The 17,701-nt window shown below is 66.3% G+C and carries 17 protein-coding genes; 7 read left to right on the top strand and 10 right to left on the bottom strand.

The annotated features are described in order from the left end of the window. Positions 1-44 precede the first annotated feature (44 nt). Entirely contained in the window at positions 45-353 is a 309-nt protein-coding gene (locus tag ACVOMC_RS03115) for an NAD(P) transhydrogenase subunit alpha part 2 (RefSeq protein ID WP_481522805.1), read from the top strand. After that, positions 350-1,804 carry an NAD(P)(+) transhydrogenase (Re/Si-specific) subunit beta gene (locus ACVOMC_RS03120; protein ID WP_481522806.1) on the top strand — a complete coding sequence of 485 codons (1,455 nt, stop codon included), beginning with the start codon at positions 350-352 and terminating at the stop codon, positions 1,802-1,804. Before ACVOMC_RS03115 ends, ACVOMC_RS03120 begins: the two co-directional genes overlap by 4 nt. Positions 1,805-1,812: 8 nt before the next feature. Here the strand turns inward: ACVOMC_RS03120 and ACVOMC_RS03125 are convergent, their stop codons facing one another. Continuing rightward, positions 1,813-2,754 (bottom strand): helix-turn-helix domain-containing protein, encoded by a 942-nt coding sequence (locus ACVOMC_RS03125; RefSeq protein ID WP_145974369.1) that lies wholly within the window; start codon positions 2,752-2,754, stop codon positions 1,813-1,815. 394 nt (positions 2,755-3,148) lie between these two features. Between ACVOMC_RS03125 and ACVOMC_RS03130 the strand changes: the two genes are divergently transcribed. After that, positions 3,149-4,969 carry a tetratricopeptide repeat-containing sulfotransferase family protein gene (locus ACVOMC_RS03130; RefSeq protein WP_481522807.1) on the top strand — a complete coding sequence of 607 codons (1,821 nt, stop codon included), beginning with the start codon at positions 3,149-3,151 and terminating at the stop codon, positions 4,967-4,969. Here the strand turns inward: ACVOMC_RS03130 and ACVOMC_RS03135 are convergent. From ACVOMC_RS03135 to ACVOMC_RS03145, 3 genes are all read right to left on the bottom strand, one after another. Next, positions 4,954-5,637, bottom strand: a complete 684-nt coding sequence (locus ACVOMC_RS03135) for a 2OG-Fe(II) oxygenase (protein ID WP_481522808.1) — start codon at positions 5,635-5,637, stop codon at positions 4,954-4,956. The genes ACVOMC_RS03130 and ACVOMC_RS03135 overlap by 16 nt on opposite strands. Further along, the gene (locus ACVOMC_RS03140) at positions 5,591-8,545 is read right to left on the bottom strand and encodes a TonB-dependent receptor domain-containing protein (RefSeq protein WP_481522809.1); all 2,955 of its coding nucleotides are present in this window, start codon (positions 8,543-8,545) and stop codon (positions 5,591-5,593) included. The genes ACVOMC_RS03135 and ACVOMC_RS03140 overlap by 47 nt, the downstream gene beginning before the upstream one ends. 161 nt (positions 8,546-8,706) lie before the next feature. Beyond that, positions 8,707-9,129, bottom strand: a complete 423-nt coding sequence (locus ACVOMC_RS03145; RefSeq protein WP_481522810.1) for a hypothetical protein — start codon at positions 9,127-9,129, stop codon at positions 8,707-8,709. 108 nt (positions 9,130-9,237) lie between these two features. On the opposite strand from ACVOMC_RS03145, the gene sufT reads away from it, so the two are divergent. Both sufT and ACVOMC_RS03155 read left to right on the top strand, forming a co-directional pair. Then, on the top strand, positions 9,238-9,789 hold the full coding sequence (sufT, locus tag ACVOMC_RS03150) for a putative Fe-S cluster assembly protein SufT (protein WP_054657968.1): 552 nt from the start codon (positions 9,238-9,240) through the stop codon (positions 9,787-9,789). Between the two features lie 66 nt (positions 9,790-9,855). Beyond that, positions 9,856-10,956: a branched-chain amino acid aminotransferase gene (locus ACVOMC_RS03155; RefSeq protein WP_481522811.1), complete on the top strand. Its 1,101-nt coding sequence runs from the start codon at positions 9,856-9,858 to the stop codon at positions 10,954-10,956. 71 nt (positions 10,957-11,027) lie between these two features. Here ACVOMC_RS03155 and ybaK read toward each other — a convergent pair whose 3' ends face one another. From ybaK to wrbA, 4 genes are all read right to left on the bottom strand, one after another. Beyond that, positions 11,028-11,504 (bottom strand): Cys-tRNA(Pro) deacylase, encoded by a 477-nt coding sequence (ybaK, locus tag ACVOMC_RS03160; protein ID WP_481522812.1) that lies wholly within the window; start codon positions 11,502-11,504, stop codon positions 11,028-11,030. Then, positions 11,505-11,990 (bottom strand): asparaginase domain-containing protein, encoded by a 486-nt coding sequence (locus tag ACVOMC_RS03165; RefSeq protein WP_054657976.1) that lies wholly within the window; start codon positions 11,988-11,990, stop codon positions 11,505-11,507. It abuts the gene before it with no gap. 112 nt (positions 11,991-12,102) lie between these two features. After that, on the bottom strand, positions 12,103-12,468 hold the full coding sequence (locus tag ACVOMC_RS03170) for a DUF2069 domain-containing protein (protein ID WP_481522813.1): 366 nt from the start codon (positions 12,466-12,468) through the stop codon (positions 12,103-12,105). Further along, complete coding sequence (wrbA, locus tag ACVOMC_RS03175; RefSeq protein WP_481522814.1) at positions 12,465-13,058, bottom strand: NAD(P)H:quinone oxidoreductase; 594 nt, start codon at positions 13,056-13,058, stop codon at positions 12,465-12,467. The genes ACVOMC_RS03170 and wrbA overlap by 4 nt, the downstream gene beginning before the upstream one ends. A gap of 77 nt (positions 13,059-13,135) precedes the next feature. On the opposite strand from wrbA, the gene ACVOMC_RS03180 reads away from it, so the two are divergent. Both ACVOMC_RS03180 and ACVOMC_RS03185 read left to right on the top strand, forming a co-directional pair. Continuing rightward, the gene (locus tag ACVOMC_RS03180; protein WP_481522815.1) at positions 13,136-14,410 is read left to right on the top strand and encodes a YihY family inner membrane protein; all 1,275 of its coding nucleotides are present in this window, start codon (positions 13,136-13,138) and stop codon (positions 14,408-14,410) included. After that, a complete protein-coding gene (locus ACVOMC_RS03185; RefSeq protein ID WP_481522816.1) occupies positions 14,407-14,976 on the top strand; it encodes a TlpA family protein disulfide reductase in 570 nt (189 codons plus the stop codon). The genes ACVOMC_RS03180 and ACVOMC_RS03185 overlap by 4 nt, the downstream gene beginning before the upstream one ends. 188 nt (positions 14,977-15,164) lie before the next feature. On the opposite strand, the gene ppk2 is transcribed toward ACVOMC_RS03185, so the two are convergent. After that, complete coding sequence (ppk2, locus tag ACVOMC_RS03190) at positions 15,165-15,947, bottom strand: polyphosphate kinase 2 (protein WP_481522817.1); 783 nt, start codon at positions 15,945-15,947, stop codon at positions 15,165-15,167. A gap of 44 nt (positions 15,948-15,991) precedes the next feature. Further along, positions 15,992-17,701, bottom strand: a complete 1,710-nt coding sequence (locus ACVOMC_RS03195; RefSeq protein ID WP_481522818.1) for an O-linked N-acetylglucosamine transferase, SPINDLY family protein — start codon at positions 17,699-17,701, stop codon at positions 15,992-15,994.

Here is a 17,701-nt window from a genome sequence, read left to right on the forward strand (position 1 = left end):
GTTATGATGCCGGACGGGCGCATCCAGCCTTGGAGAACACAGCAATGAGCGACGGGTTCTTAGCGTTGTACATCTTCATGCTGGCCGCGATCGCCGGCCACGTGATCATCTCGCGGGTGCCGGTGATCCTGCACACCCCGCTGATGTCCGGTTCCAACTTCATCCACGGCATCGTGCTGATCGGCGCGATAGTGGTGCTGGGCCACGCCGACACCACGCTGGAGAAGGCCATCGGCTTTGTCGCCGTGGTCCTGGGCGCAGGCAACGCGGCCGGTGGCTATGTGGTCACCGAGCGGATGCTGGAGATGTTCAAGTCCAGCAAGAAGGCCGGCAGCACGGAGGACAAGGCTTGAACCTGACAACCACGCAACTGCTTTCCTGGCTGGTGAGCGCCAGCTATCTGGTCGCGGCCACCCTGTTCCTGCTCGGTCTGCAGCGGATGGCCTCGCCGAAGACCGCGCGCAGCGGCATCCACTGGGCCGGACTGGGCATGCTGATCGCCACGGCGGCCACGTTCTTCCTGCCCGGGCTGCACAACCTCGCGTTGATCGCGCTGGCGCTGGGGCTGGGCACCGGACTGGCCTGGGTATCGGCCAAGAAGGTGGCCATCACCGACATGCCGCAGATGGTGGCGCTGTACAACGGCATGGGTGGCGGGTCGGCGGCGGCGATCGGTGCGGTGGAGCTGCTGCGCTTCGCCGACGTCGCCGGCCGGGACACCCGCCACTGGAGCGCGCAGGCCATCGCCGATCTGGCGGCGCGGCAGCCGTCCGCGACGGTGCTGACCTTGGCGGTGATCGGCTCGGCGATTGGCGCGGTATCGCTGTCCGGTTCGATCATCGCCTGGGCCAAGCTCGACGGGCGCCTGGACAAGCGCGTCACCTTCCCCGGGCAGCAGGTGTTCAACCTGCTGGTGGCGGTGGCGATGCTGGTGCTGGGGGTGTGGGCGGCGATCAGCCTGCAGCCGCTGGCGATCATCGGCTTCTTCGTCGTGGCGTTGGCGCTGGGCGTGCTGATGACGCTGCCGATCGGTGGCGCCGACATGCCGGTGGTGATTTCGCTGTACAACGCCTTCACCGGCCTGGCGGTGGCTTTCGAGGGCTATGTGCTGGGCAACGAGGCCTTGATCATTGCCGGCATGATGGTCGGCGCGGCCGGCATCCTGCTGACCCGGCTGATGGCCAGGGCGATGAACCGGCCGATCAGCGGCGTGCTGTTCTCCCACTTCGGCGGCAGCGGGCAAGGGGCGGAGATCAGTGGTTCGCAGAAGCCGATCGAGGCCGCCGATGTGGCGGCGATGATGGCGTTTGCCGAGCGCGTGGTGATCGTGCCGGGTTACGGCATGGCGGTAGCGCAGGCCCAGCACAAGATCTGGGAACTGGCGCAGCGGCTGATCGAACGCGGGGTCAAGGTCAAGTTCGCGATCCACCCAGTGGCCGGGCGCATGCCCGGGCACATGAACGTGCTGCTGGCCGAGGCCGGCGTGCCGTATGACCTGATCGCCGACATGGACGACATCAACCCCGAGTTCGCCACCACCGACGTCTCGCTGGTGATCGGCGCCAACGACGTGGTCAATCCGGTGGCCAAGACCGACCCCACCAGCCCGATCTACGGTATGCCGATCCTGGACGTGGTCCATTCCAAGAACACCATCGTCATCAAGCGCGGCAAGGGCACCGGCTTTGCGGGCATCGAGAACGCGCTGTTCTATGCTGACAACACGCGGATGCTTTACGGCGATGGTGCCGAAGCGGCCAGCTCACTGGTCAGCGAGTTGAAGGCGCTGGACGGCGGGCACTGAGGGGGGACTCAATGGAAAACTACGGGGGCGGTGGTCGCCGCAGGTGGTTGCAGGTCGTCGGCGACGAGGCCGGTACAGGCAAATGATGCTGGGGGAGCGCGCAGGCCTTTCCGTGCTTCGCTGGTGGTGCAGCCGAAGGCGTGCTTGAACGCACGGCAGAACGCACTCTCGCTTTCAAAGCCCAGGGCATCGGCGATCTCGCAGACCGAAAGATCGGTGGTGTAGACAAGCTCCCACGCGCGCTGGTGGCGCAGGCGCGTGGCGTACTCGCACGGTGTCTCGCCAAACACGCTGCGGTAGATGCGGATCAGGTGGGTCGGAGAGTAGTTGGCCACAGCCGCAAGCCGGGCCAGGTCGAGACGGTCATCGATGTTGCAGCGGATCAGGTGCTGCACCCGCAGCAGGCGCAGCAGGGTCTGATGGCGACGCACCGCGGTACGTCCGCTGCACCGGTTCAGCTGGTCGTACCGTTCCTGCTGGTGCTCGATCAATGCATCACGGAGCCAGGTCATGCTGTCCACTACCGCGGCCTCGTCGGTGCCACCGCCGAACCAGCACGCACGCGCCAGGTGCACCACGGGACGGCCGAGTGCCTGCGGGCAGCGGGTTTCGCCCGGGATCAGATTGGTGCCGCCGGGGCTGCGGCAGGGAAGCTCGTGCCACACGTGTGCGGGTGCGGTGATGCACAGCCACCAGCATGAAGTGCGGCAGGCGATGCGCAGGTTGCCATCCAGCCAGAGTTGCAGATGCCGTGAGGTCAGTTGCCAGGGGGTGTCGCCATTGCCCAGCTCCACCACCCCGCGCAGTACCCCGACGACGCTGATCCAGCCGGCGGGAATCGACAGCCTGGCGCCGCGGCTGCTGCCGGCGATGGCATGCACGCACGCCGGTTGTTGAGCCGGCAGCTCCAAGGAGTGGATGCCGTGGAGGTGATGGTGCTGGATTCTCACTTCGCTTCCGTTGCGGGCGTGCAGCCGGCGATACAGGGAAATGGCGGGGACGTAGGCACGGAACAACCCATCGACACGCTGAAAAGTACGGCGATTCAGGCTGTGGAATTCGGCCAGGAACTGTCAGGTCCGTAATGTTCGGGACGGGGAGTGAAGATGTAATGAAAAAAGCCCGGACATGCCGGGCAGCTCCGGAATGCCCCCTGCTTGCCCTGTTGGTATCGAGGGCTGAGCCAGGGTCTCGCCTGGGAGAGAGTTGCCAGGTTTCCGGACGGCTTTATGCTGCTTGCATGGTTCGATCAAGGCCGTGCCTGGCTTTGCATTCGGATAGACCATTGTTGCGAATTCATCTGCTTATTGTTCCTTCTGAAACTGATCGGGAGACGTGGCGGTGGTGCAGATCCAGCTTGCTCAGGCGCTCGACTACCTCAATCGCGGTCAACCACGGCAGGCAGCGGCATTGATGCGCCAGCTGTTGGAGCTGACCCCCGATTCGGTTCAAGGCCTCCAGGTGTTGGCGCTGGCGATGGCCCAGCAGGGCGAAGCCGGGACGGCTCGGCAGCTGCTGGACCGGGCGACACGCCTGCAGCCGCAGTCATCCGAGCTGTGGATCAATCTGGGCAATGCCTGTCTGGAATGTCGTGATCACGCCGGCGCCGATCTTGCGTTCCAGCGTGCGCGGGCGCTGGGAAGCCAGACAGTGGCGTGTTGGCTGGGACAGGGGTTGGCGTGTCTTGCATTGCACCGTTTCGTTGAAGCCAACGACTGGTTGGCACGAGCATTCGCAACAGAGCCCGATGCTGACGATGTGCGTCTGGCCTACGCGCAATCACTTTCAGAGTTGGAACGGTTCGACGCGCTGGCGCAGTGTCTTGATGGCGTGAATGAAGCAGGACTCAATGCAGAGCAGCAACGGGTTTTGGCCTGGCTGTGGGCGCAGGCCGGCAGGGAGCAACAGGCGTTGGCGTTCTATCGGCGCCTGCTGCAGCAGGCGCCTGGCGATCATGAATCGCGCATCCGGCTCGCCTTGCTGCTGGAACGGCTGAACCGCCTCCCCGAAGCCGCCACCGTAATTGATCCGATCGCGCCGGAAGCGGCAGCGTCCGATGCCGGCATGTTCGCGTTGGCCTCGGCGCGCGTGTCGCGGCGGCTTGGCGATGCCGGTGCCGCGATCGCACGATTGATGCCTGTCTTGTCGCGCGAGCTGCCGGCCGCCATGCGGGCCCAGTTGCAGTTTGAGCTGGCCAAGTGCCACGACATGCAGGGTGCCGTCGATGACGCTATGGCGGCGTTGGCGCACGCCCACGATGCGGCAGGGGCGGCGTTCCTGGAGCGTCTGCCGGATACCCGGCCTCCGGCCCCCCTGGGCTGGCTGCAGCAACGCATGCGCCATCCCGCACCTGTGTCATGGCGGGCTCCGGTTGAAGATGCGGCGCCGGTGGATCCGGTATTTCTTGTCGGATTTCCCCGCTCGGGTACCACCCTGCTGGAGCGGATGCTGGACGCCCATCCGCAGCTGGATGTGCTGGACGAGCGGCCGGCGCTGGAGGTTGCCATCGAGCAGCTGCGCAATGACGCCCACTGGCGGGACAGCGATCTGGATCATTCGCTGGCCGCGCTCAGGCCCGCGCAGATCGTGCAGGCGCGTCAGTGCTACTGGAGCGAAGTGCGCCGTCATGTACAGCCGCGGCATCGCCTGGTCGACAAATATCCGTTGACGATGACGCGCCTGCCGTATGTGGCACGTCTTTTTCCGCAATCGGATTGGCTGCTGCTGCTGCGCCATCCCTGTGATTGCGTGTTGAGTTGCCACATGCAGGCATTCGGCATGAACGGCGGCGCCCTGGCCTTTGCGTCGCTGGAATCCACCGCGCGCACCTATGCGGCGGTGATGGCGTGGTGGGAGGCGCAGCGCCAGCGGGTGCCTGTGCGCGTGCATGTACTGCGCTATGAGGACCTTGTGCAGGAGGTGCCCGCACGGCTGGAGGCATTGATGGGGTTTCTTTCGCTGTCGACGGCGCCGGAACAACTGGCCTCACACCGCGCGTCGGCAACGCGCACCCGACGCATCAACACGCCCAGTTACGCGCAGGTGATCCAGCCGGTCAATGCCAATGCCATCGACCGCTGGAAACGCTATCGCGCGCATTTCAGTGACGCCACGCTGGCCACGCTGGCGCCTTGGGTGGAGCGCTACGGCTACAGATGGGACTGACGCTGCGGAAAGCGCAGGTACGTCGACAGGATGTACTTGTCCTGGTCCGGCGAGGCTTGCCCCTGATGCGCGTACATCCAGTACGGCGGGAACATCAGCAACCGTCCAGCGCGCGGCGCGATCCCGGTGTGCAGGCCCGGGAACCAGGTCCGGCCACCGTTGTCGACATCGTTCAGATACCAGAGAAACACCAGATAACGGTCGCAGACCTCATTGATGGAGTCGAAGTGGGTCTGGAATTTTTCCTCGTTCCCCGCACGGTAGCGCTTGAGGATCAGCGGACTGAGCAGGGGGCTGTCGGGTACGGCAATCGGCAGGCCCACGTCGGCGTTGTAGCGGTGCAATGCCTGGCTGACCAGTTGCCGGAAGAAGGACAGAAACGGGGCATCGGACAGACGGCTCACGTCCAGCTCGGTCCAGGCGCTGTCATCCAGGCCCGCGCGCACGCCGCGCCCGTTACGCTGCTGGAAGCGGGCCAGCGAATTGAAAGAGTCGATGAGTTTGCTGCACAGCTCAGCGGGCAGGCTGTGATCGTAGGTACGGATGTAATGGCGCAGGTCCGCTCCGGAAGCATCCGCCGCGGCGTTGGCCGCGGCGGATGATGCTGTTGCGAGGGTGGACTCAGAACCGGGCAGTCCAGCGCATCCAGTAGTAACGGCCGATGGCATCGTAGGTCCGCATGTCCGTAGAGGCGTTGAAGCCAGAATAGATCAACGGCGGCTGGCGGTCAGTAAGGTTGCGCACGCCGACCTGGATGGAACTGTTCTTGAGTTCCTCGAACTGGTAGCCGATCTGGAAGTCGGTCTGCGTGTAGGACGGCACCCGGCGCTTGGCGACAAAGCCCGGCTCGCTGGGATCGGCCACATCCGGCGCCTCGTAGACGTGGTGCACATAGCGGGTGGTGATGCTGGCGCTCAGATTGCCGAGCGACCAGCTGATGTCGTTGAGCGCGCGCCAGCGGGCCAGGTTGCCAAAGCCGGAGGAGGCATTGTCGACAAAGGTGCCGGCCAGGCCAACGCTCTCCGGAATCTCCGGGAATGCGCCGACGTCGCTGGTGGGATCGCCGGCCAGCAGCCGCACGTTGTACTCGGCCAGATACGTGGCATCCAGGTTCCAGGAGAACTTGCCCCAGGCGCTTTCGGGGAACATGTAGCGCATGCCGATGTCCACGCCGGAGGTCTTCAGGCTGCCGAAGTTGCCGATCACGTTGGTCATCTGGGCAACGTCGCCGGCGTCGTCACGGACGAAGGTGTCGCAGTAGCGGCCCTGGTTGAAGCACTGGTTGAGTATCACGTTTTCCGGCAGGTTGGTGATGAACTGGTCCAGTTTCACCCGCCAGTAGTCGGCGGTGACGCTGAAACCTTCCAGCCAGCCGGGGCTGTAGACGAAGCCATAAGTGAGGACGTTGCCTTCCTCGGGTTGCAGGTTGGGATCGGCAACCTGGAACGAGGTGACCTGGTTGTTGCTTTGCTGGAACGAGCCATCCGTGGGAACGCCAGCACAGGCGACGGGGTTGCCGCCGGTGTAGCCGTTGCAGGGGTCGGTATAGGTGTTGGCGCTGGGGACGGTCGGCGCATACAGATCGCCGATGGTCGGAGCGCGGAACACGTCGGCGTAGGTGGCGCGGACCAGCAGGTCGGCAAACGGCTTCCACTCCACACCGATCTTGGAATTGGTGGTGCCGCCGAAGTTGGAGTAGTCCGAGTAGCGGGTGCCGAGAGTGACGGTGAGTTTGTCGGCGAACGGCATATCCGAAAGCAGGGGCAGCAGGGCTTCGGCGTAGATCTCGTTGACATCGAACGAACCCGAGATATCACCGAACGTACAGGCTTCCTGGGTGATCAGACACACCGTTTCGCCCGGCGGGATGATGGTCAGGAAGTCACTGGTGGAGCTGGCCGATTCTTCGCGGCGTTCCACGCCGACTGCCAGCGAGGCCATACCGGCGGGCAGCTCGAACATGTCACCGGTGATATTGGCGCTGAAGACCTTCAGGTCGTTTTCGTTGGAATTGGTGATGGTGGGGTTGATCAGGTTCAAGGCCGCCAGCTGCGCCTGTCCGGCAGGGGTGTTCGGATCCGGGGCCGGGCCCATGAAGTTGACCGGCAGGCAACCGGCGATAGCCGTGGTGGCATCGCCCGGTGTCCGTACGCAGATCGGGTTGCCGGTGGCCGGGTCAATCATCGACGGGCCAAGCGCATCGGTCAGGCCGGGGCTGTACAGGTAGCCGCGTACCGACGAGCTTTGTGGCGTCCGGCCATAGGAGTAGGCCGCATCCCAGCTCCAGCTGCTGTCGCCGAAATTGCCGCGCAAACCCGCGGTGATCTGGTAGGTATCGGTCTCGAATCGGGTGGTACGGGTCGGGATGAAGTCACGCAGGCGCAGACGCGCATCGGTGATGTCCACGCCGAACGGGTTGTAGATGCTGTCCTTGCTGATCGGCACGTTGTCGACCGCGGCACGGCCGTCGAATGGCAGCGGCGCAATGAAGAACGAGGACTCGGTCTTGAGCCAGGAGCCCAGCAGGAAGGCTTCGACATGCTGGCTCAGGCGGTAGTTGCCGCTGACGAACATGCTGGTGCGTTCCTGCGGCGTCAGGTTGAGGTTGCCGTCGGCTTGGAAGTTGTAGACGTCGGTCTGGCCGTTGAAGCAGCGGAAGTCGGAGCCCAAGGTTCCCGGCCGGCCGTCGATGCGGGTCAGCACCACGTTCGGATTGGGGTTGGCGGCACTGGGCTGGGCGCAGTTCGCATCGAGCGTGGCGCCACGGGCCAGCGCGACATCGCGCGGCAGCACATAGCGGCCGGTGAGGATGCGGCTGGTGCCGCCGATGCCTTTTTCGCCGGCATACAGCTGGTAGGGCTGGCTGGAATAGGCACGGTCGGCTGCGCTGACCGAATCCTCCTTGTCATAGCTCGCGCCCAGGATCAGGTTGCCCTTCTCGCCGGTCATACCGAAGGTCGCGTCAAAGCGTTGCGTACCGGCATCGCCGCGCGAGGAGATGCCGTAGTAGGCGGAGGCCTCCAGGCCATCGAAATCCTTGCGCAGAATGAAATTGACCACGCCGCCGATGGCATCGGAGCCATAGATCGCAGAGGCGCCGTCCTTGAGCACCTCCACGCGTTCGATGGCCGCCATCGGAATCGAGTTGACGTCTACCGCGCCGTTGGCGTTGCTGACGGTGCCGATCCAGCGACGCCCGTCGACCAGCACCAGCGAGCGGTTCACGCCCAGGCCGCGCAGGTCGATGGTGGCCGCGCCGGCGCCACCGCCGTTGTTGACCTGGGGATTGGTGGCGGCACCGGCAATGGCCGGTGTGCGCTGCAGGAACTCGCCGACCGTGGCTGCGCCGGAGTTGTCGATGTTCTGGCGATCGATCACGAACACCGGACTGGAGGTTTCCAGGTCGGCGCGCTTGATGCGCGAACCGGTGACCTGGATGCGATCCAGGTTGGTGGCTTCTTCCTTGGGAGGCGTGTCCTGGGCGAGGACGTCGCCGACCGCGCCCAGCGCCAGCGCGGCGGTGGACATCGGCAGCAGGGCGCAACGAATGGCGTGGCTCAGGGGCTGGATACTCACGTTTGACTCCGCAGGGTGGGTACTCGGTGCGAAGAAATTACGAATATTTAACGCCGATGAGTGTGCGCATCAGGCACAGGTCTATGTGCCGGAACTGACATTTCGCCCCGGCAGGATTGGGATTTATTTGACCGGCGTTGCACCCGGAACAACAGCCTGCGTCAGCGCGCTGCGCGCCACGCCACCAGCAGCGCGATGGATAGCCAGAGTATTTCGGGCAGGCCGTTGGCCAGTGCCAGCAGCGTCCACGCCAGGTGCGGGCCCATACGCAATGCCGATTCCCACGGGTTCAGGCCCATCGGCCCGCCCATATACGCGGCGGCGATGCCCCAGTTGGCGGCAGCGGCAATCAGCACGGTGGCGGCGATGGCGATGACGACCCGCGCGCGGCCCGCGCGGAAGGTGCCCAGGCGCAGCATCCAGGCTGCTTCCAGCGCGGCCAGGACCGCCATCCAGCCGGCCTGGGTACCGGTGGCCAGCGCGGCCAGCAGCCACGCGACGGCGATGGTGATACTTCCCAGCAGCAGCAACAGCGGCCAGAGCCAGTGGTGGGGGCGACCGGCCGGCGAGGAAACTAAGGACATGGGGCATTCCCGAACAGATTCGGCAGCATAGCGTTTCAGCGGCGAGGGTGCCCAGTCGGATAAAATGGCCGCCTTGCGGGAAGTTTCCGCGTCCCCATATCCCTCTACATGTATTCCCGCAGCAGCGAACCCGTCCATTTCGAACGCGATTGCCCGGCCGTGATGGTGCCGCAGGGCGACAGCGTGACCCTGCCCGCCGGCAGTTACGGCTACATCACCCAGGCACTGGGTGGCAGCTACACCGTATTTGTCGAGGGCAATCTGTTCCGCATTGCCGGCAAGGACGGCGATGCCATCGGCAAGGAGCCGCCACCGGGGCTGGAGCTGCCTGAGAACGCCGGTGACGAAGATGTGGAAAAACTGGTGTGGGAGCAGCTTCGTACCTGCTTCGACCCGGAAATTCCCTTCAACATCGTTGATCTTGGCCTCATCTATGAGGTTGACATCAAACATCTGGACGACGGCAAGCGCGAAGTCGATGTGAAGATGACGCTGACCGCGCCTGGCTGCGGCATGGGCGAGATCCTGGTCGACGACGTGCGCAGCAAGCTGGAAATGATTCCGACGGTGGCCCAAGCTGACGTCGATCTGGTGTTCGATCCACCGTGGGGCCGGCACATGATGTCCGAGGCCGCCCGGCTCGAAACCGGCATGCTGTAGTTCCCGACCCGGTGCCGGCCTGGCATCGGGCAGCGTCCCAACCCGCAATCTGGAAGGAATTATCCGGTGTCCCAGTCTTCGCTGAGTTTTGCCGTCACCCGTTCGGACCATCCCCGCAGCGCCGCCGAGCGCGCCAAGATCCTGGAGAAGCCGGGCTTCGGCCTGCACTTCACCGACCACATGGTGGCCGTACGCTGGGACAAGGACACCGGCTGGCATGACGCGGCGGTGATGCCGTACGGGCCGATCGCGCTGGATCCGGCCGCGGCCGTGCTGCATTACGGGCAGGAGATCTTCGAGGGCATCAAGGCCTACCGTCATGCCGACGGCTCGATCTGGACGTTCCGCCCGGAGGCCAATGGCCGCCGCCTGCAGCGTTCGGCCGCGCGCCTGGCCCTGCCGGAGCTGCCGGTGGAGATCTTCGTCGAGTCGCTCAAGCAGATGATCGCCGTGGACAAGGACTGGGTGTCCGATGCCGACGAGGCCAGTCTGTACTTCCGCCCGTTCATGATCGGCGATGAGGCCTTCCTCGGCGTGCGTGGCGCGCACAAGGCCAGCTATTACGTGATCGCCAGCCCGGCGGGCCCGTACTTCGCCAAGGGCGTGGCGCCGGTGGCGATCTGGCTCTCCACCGACTACGCGCGTGCGGCCAAGGGCGGTACCGGTGCGGCCAAGTGCGGCGGCAACTACGCCGCCTCGTTGCTGCCGCAGCAGCAGGCGCAGGCGCAGGGTTGCTCGCAGGTGCTGTTCCTGGATCCGGTCGAGGGCAAGTACCTGGAAGAGCTGGGGGGCATGAACGTGTTCCTGGTCTACGGCAAGACCAACACGCTGGTCACCCCGGCGCTGTCGGGCAGCATCCTGGAAGGCATCACCCGCGAGTCGATCCTGCAGCTGGCGCGCGACCGCGGCATGACCGTGGAAGAGCGCAAGGTCACCCTCGACGAGTGGAAGCAGGGCGTGACCTCGGGCGAGATCACCGAGGTGTTCGCCTGTGGTACCGCCGCGGTCATCACCCCGATCGGCCAGCTCAAGGGCGAGGGCTTCTCGGTGGGCAACCTGGATGCGCCGGCCGGCGAGGTGACGATGTCGCTGCGCAAGGAGCTGACCGATATCCAGTACGGGCGTCAGCCGGACCGCCACGGCTGGCTGGTGCGTCTGGACGCCTGAGTCCGGCCCGGCTTATCCAACAAAAAGCCCCGCCTGCCGCGGGGCTTTTTGTTGCGCGGGACGGTGGGCTGTCAGTCCTCGCAGATATCGGCCAGCGTCGCCTGCAGGAAGCACACGGCATCGGCGGGGGCGATCTCCAGCAGCAGGCCGCGCTGGCCGGCGTTGATGTACAGCGTGGCGTGTTGCCGCGCACAGCTGGCGAACACGATTGCGGCCGGTCGCTGCTGGGCGAACGGACTGATGCCGCCGACCTTGTAGCCGCTGCGCTTCTCGGCTTCGGGGACTTCCATCATCTGCGCCTGCTTGCCACCGCAGTGGGCGGCAAGCTTCTTCAGCGACAGCCGCTGGTCGGAGGGAATCACCGCCACCACCGGCTGCTTGTCCACCCAGGCCATCAGCGTCTTGAACATCCGTGCCGGCACGATGCCCAGCGCCTGCGCGGCGGCCAGCCCCTTGCTGTCGACCTCGGCCGAATAGTCGTAGGCATGCACGTCATGGGCGACGCCGGCTCTGGCCAACGCGGCGGTGGCGCGGGTGCCCTTGGCCACTTACAGCGCTTCGAAACGGTTGGCGTCGACGTTCTTGCGGACCTTTTCCGGGTTCCAGATGCGGCCGTTCATGGCGATGTAGACACCTTCCGGCAAGGATTGCACCGCGCCGATCGCGCAGCCGATGTTGAACTCGGCGTCCGAACCGCGGAACCGGGCCGGGCTCAGCGCGCCGGTCATCACGATGGTCTTGCCCGGGAGGGTGCTGAGCACCTTGCCGGTGGCGACCATCGAGTCGGTGCCGTGGGTGACCAGCACATGGCGGGTCGGCTGCGCGGCGATGGTGGCGCGGATCAGCTCACGGTCGGCGTCGGTGATGTGCAGCGAATCCTTGCGCAGGATCGGGATCACGTTGAAACGGAAGGTGACGCCCAGCTCGCGCAGGATCATGCCGATCTGCGGATCGCCGATCTGGTAGTCGGATTTGTCGTCGAAGTAGATCTTGTCGATCGTGCCGCCGGTGGTGACGATCAGGAGTTCTTCCATCATTGCGGTAAATCCTTGCGGTGACTGCCTGCGGCGAACGCGCCGCGCTGGCGGGCATGATAAGGCGCGTCCGCCGACCGCGGCAGGGGTGCGTTGGCGTCACCGCGCCTGCTCAGTGGCCTGACCCAGCGCCGCCCGCGCCACGCTTGGCGGCAAAACGCGCGCGCATGCCCGGCACGCTGACCAGCGCCACGATCAGCAGCGACAGCACGATCCCGGCCCACGCATACAGCGCCATATCGCGATGCGCCCAGGCATGCATCACGCCGTGGCTGAACCAGAACAGGGCCAGCACGCCGGCCCAGAAGCGCGCGTAGCCGCGCTGCGCGAGCACCCCGACCAGCAACAGCAGTGGCGGCGCCACGAACACCAGCAGGACCGCGACCAGATGGCGGTCGGCACGGAACCAGCCCGCGTACAGGGCGGCCAGCAGCAGCAAGGCGGCTGCCAGTGCACCGTCGCGCGCGCGCGCGGTCATGGCGCCAGTCGCCGCGCGATATCGGCCACGCGCCGGCCCAGGGCACGGGCCAGCTGGGCCTCGTCGTCGGTCGGCTGCGGATCATCCTGCGCACCGGCCACATGGCTGGCGCCATAGGGCGTGCCGCCGCTGCTGGTGTGGCTCAGCGCCGGCTCGGTGAAGGGAATGCCGACGATCAGGCAGCCGTGGTGCAGCAGCGGCAGGTGCATCGACAGCAGCGTGGATTCCTGCCCGCCATGCATCGAGGCGGTGGAGGTGAACACCGCCGCCGGTTTGCCGGCCAGGGTGCCGTTGACCCATTCGGCGCCGAGGCCATCAAGGAAGTGCTTGACCGGTGCGGCCATGTTGCCGAAGCGGGTCGGGCTGCCGAGCACGAGGCCGGCGCATTCGGCCAGATCGGCGATCTCCACATACGGCGCGCCGTCCTCGGGTACCGGCGGCGCACTGGTCTGGGTGACGGCCGCCACCGGCGGCACCGTGCGCAGGCGGGCGCTCATGCCGGGGACTTCGCCGATACCGCGGGCGATCTGCCGCGCCAGCCGTGCCACCGAACCCCCACGGCTGTAGTACAGCACCAGAATTTCCGCCATCACACCATCCACTCATCACGCAGGAGCCGGCAGTATCGGCGATGCGGGCCGCGCTTTGCATCGGGTACCCTTGCCCGATGGAACCTCTGGATTCACTCAATCTATGGATGGAACGGCTGCGCGACCGGGCGCGGACCACCAGTTTCGCGCGGTTCCTGTGGTGCCGCTTCCTGGATGACCGCCTGTTCCAGGCGGCCGGCTCGCTGGCCTACACCACCGTGTTCGCACTGGTGCCGCTGGCGATCGTGGTGTTCGGGGTGCTGTCGGCGTTTCCGATGTTCGACCGCTGGAGCGAGGCGCTCAGCGACTATGTGTTCTCCAACTTCGTGCCCTCGGCGGCGCGCGCGGCCGAGGGCTATCTGCGCCAGTTCTCGGCCAGCGCCGGGCAGCTGACGGCGGCCGGTTTCATCGCGCTGGTGGTATCGCTGCTGATCACCCTCAACAGCGTGGAGCAGACCTTCAACCGGATCTGGCGGGTGGCGTCGGCGCGGCCCAAACTGACCCGCTTTCTCGTCTACTGGACGGTGCTCACGCTGGGCGCGCTGCTGGCCGCCGCCTCACTGGCGGTGTCGGCCAAGGTGCTGTCGCTGCCGCTGTTTGGCACAACCGAGGGCCGCTGGCTGGCCGATCTGGGCCTGCGGCTGGCGCCGGTGCTGATCGAGTTCGTCAGTGTGGTGCTGATCTACCGGGTGGTACCGCATCACACGGTGAAGTGGCGCCACGCCATCCCCGGCGCCTTGCTGGCGGTGCTGATGCTGGAGCTGGTGAAGTGGGGGATGGGCCTGTATCTGGGCAGCTTCCAGTCCTACCAGAAGCTGTACGGCACGGTGGCGTTCGTGCCGATCCTGCTGCTGTGGATCTACCTGGGCTGGGTATCGGTATTGCTGGGAGCGTCGCTGGCTTCTTCCATCGCCGCGTTCCGCTACCAGCCGGCGGCCTTGCGCCTGCCGCAGGGCTGCGAGCTGTATGCGCTGCTGCGCCTGCTGGGGCGTTTCCGTGAAGCGCGCCAGAACGGGCAGGGTCTGGACGAGGGGCAGATCCTGAGCCTGGAGCCGATGCTCACCGATTCGCTGCTGCAACAGTTGCTGGAGCAGCTGGAGCAGATCAACCTGCTGCGTTGCGACGAACGCGGCGAATGGCTGCTGTCGCGCGATCTGGACAGCATCAGCCTGCAAGACCTGTACGAGAGCCTGCAGCTGCGCATTCCCGCTGCCGAGGAATACCTGCCGTTCCGCGACGACAGCCTGGGTCAGGCCGCCTGCCGCGCGCTGGATGAACTGCGCGTACCGCTGCGCGAGCTGCTCAGACGTCGCGTGGACGATATCTACGTTATTACCGGAGATCACCGATGACCGCCAAGCTCCTTCCATTCGCGCTGCTGGTGTTGATATTGAGCGGTTGCAAACCGCCGCAGGAGCCCGCCGCGCCACCGCCTCCGGCGCCGCCCGCGATCGAATCGGACAGTTCTGCGGCCGCGCAGGCGGAGGTGGTGCAGCAGACCGCGGAGATGCCGCAGCTGCAGGTGCAGACCGTCGATGGCAAGGCCTACGATCTGGCTGGCCAACGCGGGCAGTGGGTGGTGATCAATTTCTGGGCGACCTGGTGCGGGCCGTGCCTGCAGGAAATGCCCGAGCTGTCGGCGCTGCACGCCATGCGCAGCAATGTCGAAGTGATCGGGCTGGCCTACGAGGACATCGAGCTGGAGGAGATGCAGGCCTTCCTCCAGGCACATCCGGTGGCCTATCCGATCGCCATCATCGACACCTACAACCCGCCCAGCGACTTTGCCACCCCGCGCGGTCTGCCGATGACCTATCTGATCGGCCCGGACGGCAAGGTGGCCAAGCAGTTCCTGGGACCGGTGAACGCGCAGGAGATCGAGCAGGCCATCACCGCCGCGGGTGGCAAGGTGCTGTAATCCTGCACGCGGGCCGGGACAGGTCGGGCCAGGATCCGATCGTTCCGGCAGCGGGCCATCGGCAAGCGCGGTGTCCGCCTGTTCGATCTGTACGGGTCCAGCCCCGGAGCGGCGGTGGCCGGGCCTGCCTGGGCGCGGCGTGGACGCCACCGCTCCGGGGCATGTCGTCCGTCGCAGCCGCCGGGTGTTCAAGCGCCGACGGGGAAATCCGGCACGGGTTGCAGCACGCTGTATTTCTCTTTTTGGGGGGTGCCGGCGAGTGGCGGCAGTTCGATCGGCGGCTCGTCGACACGGGTGTCCGGCAGCCGGTCGAGCAGATTGCGGATCAGGGTGAGGCGCCCGCGCTTCTGGTCGTTGAAATCCACCAGCGTCCACGGTGCGTGTGCGGTGTGGGTGGCGGCGAGCATGGCGTCGCGAGCTTTGCCGTACTCGGCGTAGGCGGGGCGTGCCTTCAGATCCACCGGTGACAGCTTCCAGCCTTTGAGCGGGTCGTCGCGACGCTGCGCGAAACGCTCTTCCTGCTGTTGCTGGTCCACCCCCAGCCAGTACTTGAACAGCAGGATGCCATCGTCCACCAGCAGTTTCTCGAAGGCAGGAGCCTGCGCGAGGAATGCCTGGTACTGCGCATCGGTGCAATAACCCATCACCTTTTCCACGCCGGCGCGGTTGTACCAGCTTCGGTCCATCAGCACGATCTCGCCGGCGGCGGGCAGGTGGGCGATGTGGCGCTGGAAATACCACTGGGTGCTTTCGCGCTCGGTCGGCCGGGGCAGGGCGACGACGCGGCACTGACGCGGATTCAGGTGTTTGGCGATGTCCTGGATCGCGCCGCCCTTGCCGGCGGTGTCGCGGCCTTCAAACAGCGCCAGGATGCGTTGTCCGCGGTGCGCGGCCCAGCGCGCCATATTGGCCAGTTCCAGCTGCATCGGTTCGAGCAGCTGTTCGTACTGCTTGCGCTTGAGCTTGCCCATAGGCCCTCCAGGTCGGGAAGCGCCGAGCCTAGCGCAGGCCGCGGTCAGCCGGCGTCAGTGCCGTGCCAGCCGTGGTGAAGGGCAAGCTGCTGCAGCAGGGCCGCAAAGTCGCTGGCAAAACCGTGCATGTCGAACAGGCCCGAGTGTGCGCGGGCGGCGCGCAGCCGCTCGCGTAGCGCCTGCAGCGCGCTGCGGTCGTTGCCCAGCGCCACGGCTGTCTGGACGAAGCGAGCGTCGTCGGCCACGTTCATGTCGTCCAGGCCCAGGTGATGGTTGAGGCTGCCGGCCACGCGTGCGGCAAAGGTATGGCCGGGCGCGGTGAGCACCGGGCAACCGGCCCACAGCGCGTCCGAGGCAGTGGTGTGGGCGTTGTACGGATGCGTGTCCAAGAACAGGTCGGCATGCCGGTAGCGCGCCAGATACTGCGGGTGCGGCAGCTTGGCCATGAACACCAGACGCGCCGGATCCAGACCCTGCTGGCGGGCGATCGCGCGCAACCGCGCATCGGCCTGGCCCGGTCCGGACAGCAGCCACAGCACACTGTCGGGCACCTGCCGCAGGATCTCCAGCAACCGCCCGACGCTGCGCGGGTTGAGCTTGTAGCTGTTGTTGAAGCAGCACAGCACCACCGCGTCTGCGGGCAGGCCGCAGTCCTCCCGCGCCGGCGGCGGTTCGGGCACACGGGTGTTGTCCGAGGGCTGGAACGCCCGCGGCAGGCGCAGCACCTTCTCGCTGAAACCGTGTTCAAGCGCGGGTGGCAGCACGAAACTGTCGGCCAGCACGTAATCGATCCACGGCGCACCCGAGGTGCCGGGGTAGGCCAGCCAGTTGATCTGCAGCGGCGCCGGGCGCATTGCCAGCACCTCCGGCGTGCCGCCGCCGCCCCACCCGCGCAGGTCGAACAGGATGTCGATACCGGCTCCGCGGATGCGCCGGGCGATGCCGGTGTGCGGTTGTCCCTCCACGTCGTGCAGGGTGTGACTGGCCGTACGCAGGCGCTGGCGGATCGTGCTGCCATCGTCGCGGTTGATCGCGAACAGGTGGATCTGCAGCGACGGGTGCGCGCGCAGCTGCTCGAACAGCGCCACGGTCAGCAGGCCGGTGGGATGGGCGCCGAAGCCGTTGGACAGAAAGCCGATGCGCAGCGGCCCGTGCGTGCGCAGCGAGGTGGCAGGCAGGCGCGGGGCGGATTGGGCGATCACCTGCGCGCGCTGCCGGGCGCAGGCCAGTTGTTCGGCGGCGTTGGCGTCCTCGCTGAGGAAGGCGAACGGTTCCACCGCCGGATTGCCCGCGGCGACGGCCGCGCGCACCTGCTGGGACAGCGCTTCCAGATCGCGCCAGTCGCACAGGCGGCGCTGCCAGTTCAGCCGTTGTGCGGCCATATAGGCCTCGTCGGGCACCAGCATGTGGGCACGGCGGTAGGCGTCGGCGGCGGCTTCGGGCTGGCCGGCATCTTCCAGAACATGCCCCAGCCACAACGCGATACCCGGGTGCTGCGGAGCAGCGGCGGCAGCCTGTTGCAGCGCCGTTGCCGCCTCGTCATGGCGTCCCTGCATCCAGCGGACGCGGCCCAGACGGGCCAGCGCCTCGGGATGTGCGGCCCGCAGCTGTAGGGCACGCAATGCCGCGTTCTCGCCAGCCGCGAGCTCGCCCAGCGACAGCTCGGCGTCGGCCAGCATCACCCAGGCGATGAAATCGGCCGGCTGGCGGGCGACCGCCGCGCGCAACTGGTCGCGTTCGCCCAGCGCGTCCAT

It is taken from the genome of Stenotrophomonas sp. STEN014 (assembly GCF_056760315.1).

Bases quoted from the DNA above. Each gene is read 5' to 3' on its own strand.
- ACVOMC_RS03145 (WP_481522810.1), bottom strand. From the start codon at position 9,129: ATGTCCTTAGTTTCCTCGCCGGCCGGTCGCCCCCACCACTGGCTCTGG.
- ACVOMC_RS03170 (WP_481522813.1), bottom strand. From the start codon at position 12,468: ATGACCGCGCGCGCGCGCGACGGTGCACTGGCAGCCGCCTTGCTGCTG.
- ppk2 (WP_481522817.1), bottom strand. From the start codon at position 15,947: ATGGGCAAGCTCAAGCGCAAGCAGTACGAACAGCTGCTCGAACCGATG.
- ACVOMC_RS03165 (WP_054657976.1), bottom strand. From the start codon at position 11,990: ATGGAAGAACTCCTGATCGTCACCACCGGCGGCACGATCGACAAGATC.
- sufT (WP_054657968.1), top strand. From the start codon at position 9,238: ATGTATTCCCGCAGCAGCGAACCCGTCCATTTCGAACGCGATTGCCCG.
- ACVOMC_RS03135 (WP_481522808.1), bottom strand. From the start codon at position 5,637: ATGCCATCGGCCGTTACTACTGGATGCGCTGGACTGCCCGGTTCTGAG.
- ACVOMC_RS03195 (WP_481522818.1), bottom strand. From the start codon at position 17,701: ATGGACGCGCTGGGCGAACGCGACCAGTTGCGCGCGGCGGTCGCCCGC.
- ACVOMC_RS03180 (WP_481522815.1), top strand. From the start codon at position 13,136: ATGGAACCTCTGGATTCACTCAATCTATGGATGGAACGGCTGCGCGAC.
- ACVOMC_RS03185 (WP_481522816.1), top strand. From the start codon at position 14,407: ATGACCGCCAAGCTCCTTCCATTCGCGCTGCTGGTGTTGATATTGAGC.
- ACVOMC_RS03115 (WP_481522805.1), top strand. From the start codon at position 45: ATGAGCGACGGGTTCTTAGCGTTGTACATCTTCATGCTGGCCGCGATC.
- wrbA (WP_481522814.1), bottom strand. From the start codon at position 13,058: ATGGCGGAAATTCTGGTGCTGTACTACAGCCGTGGGGGTTCGGTGGCA.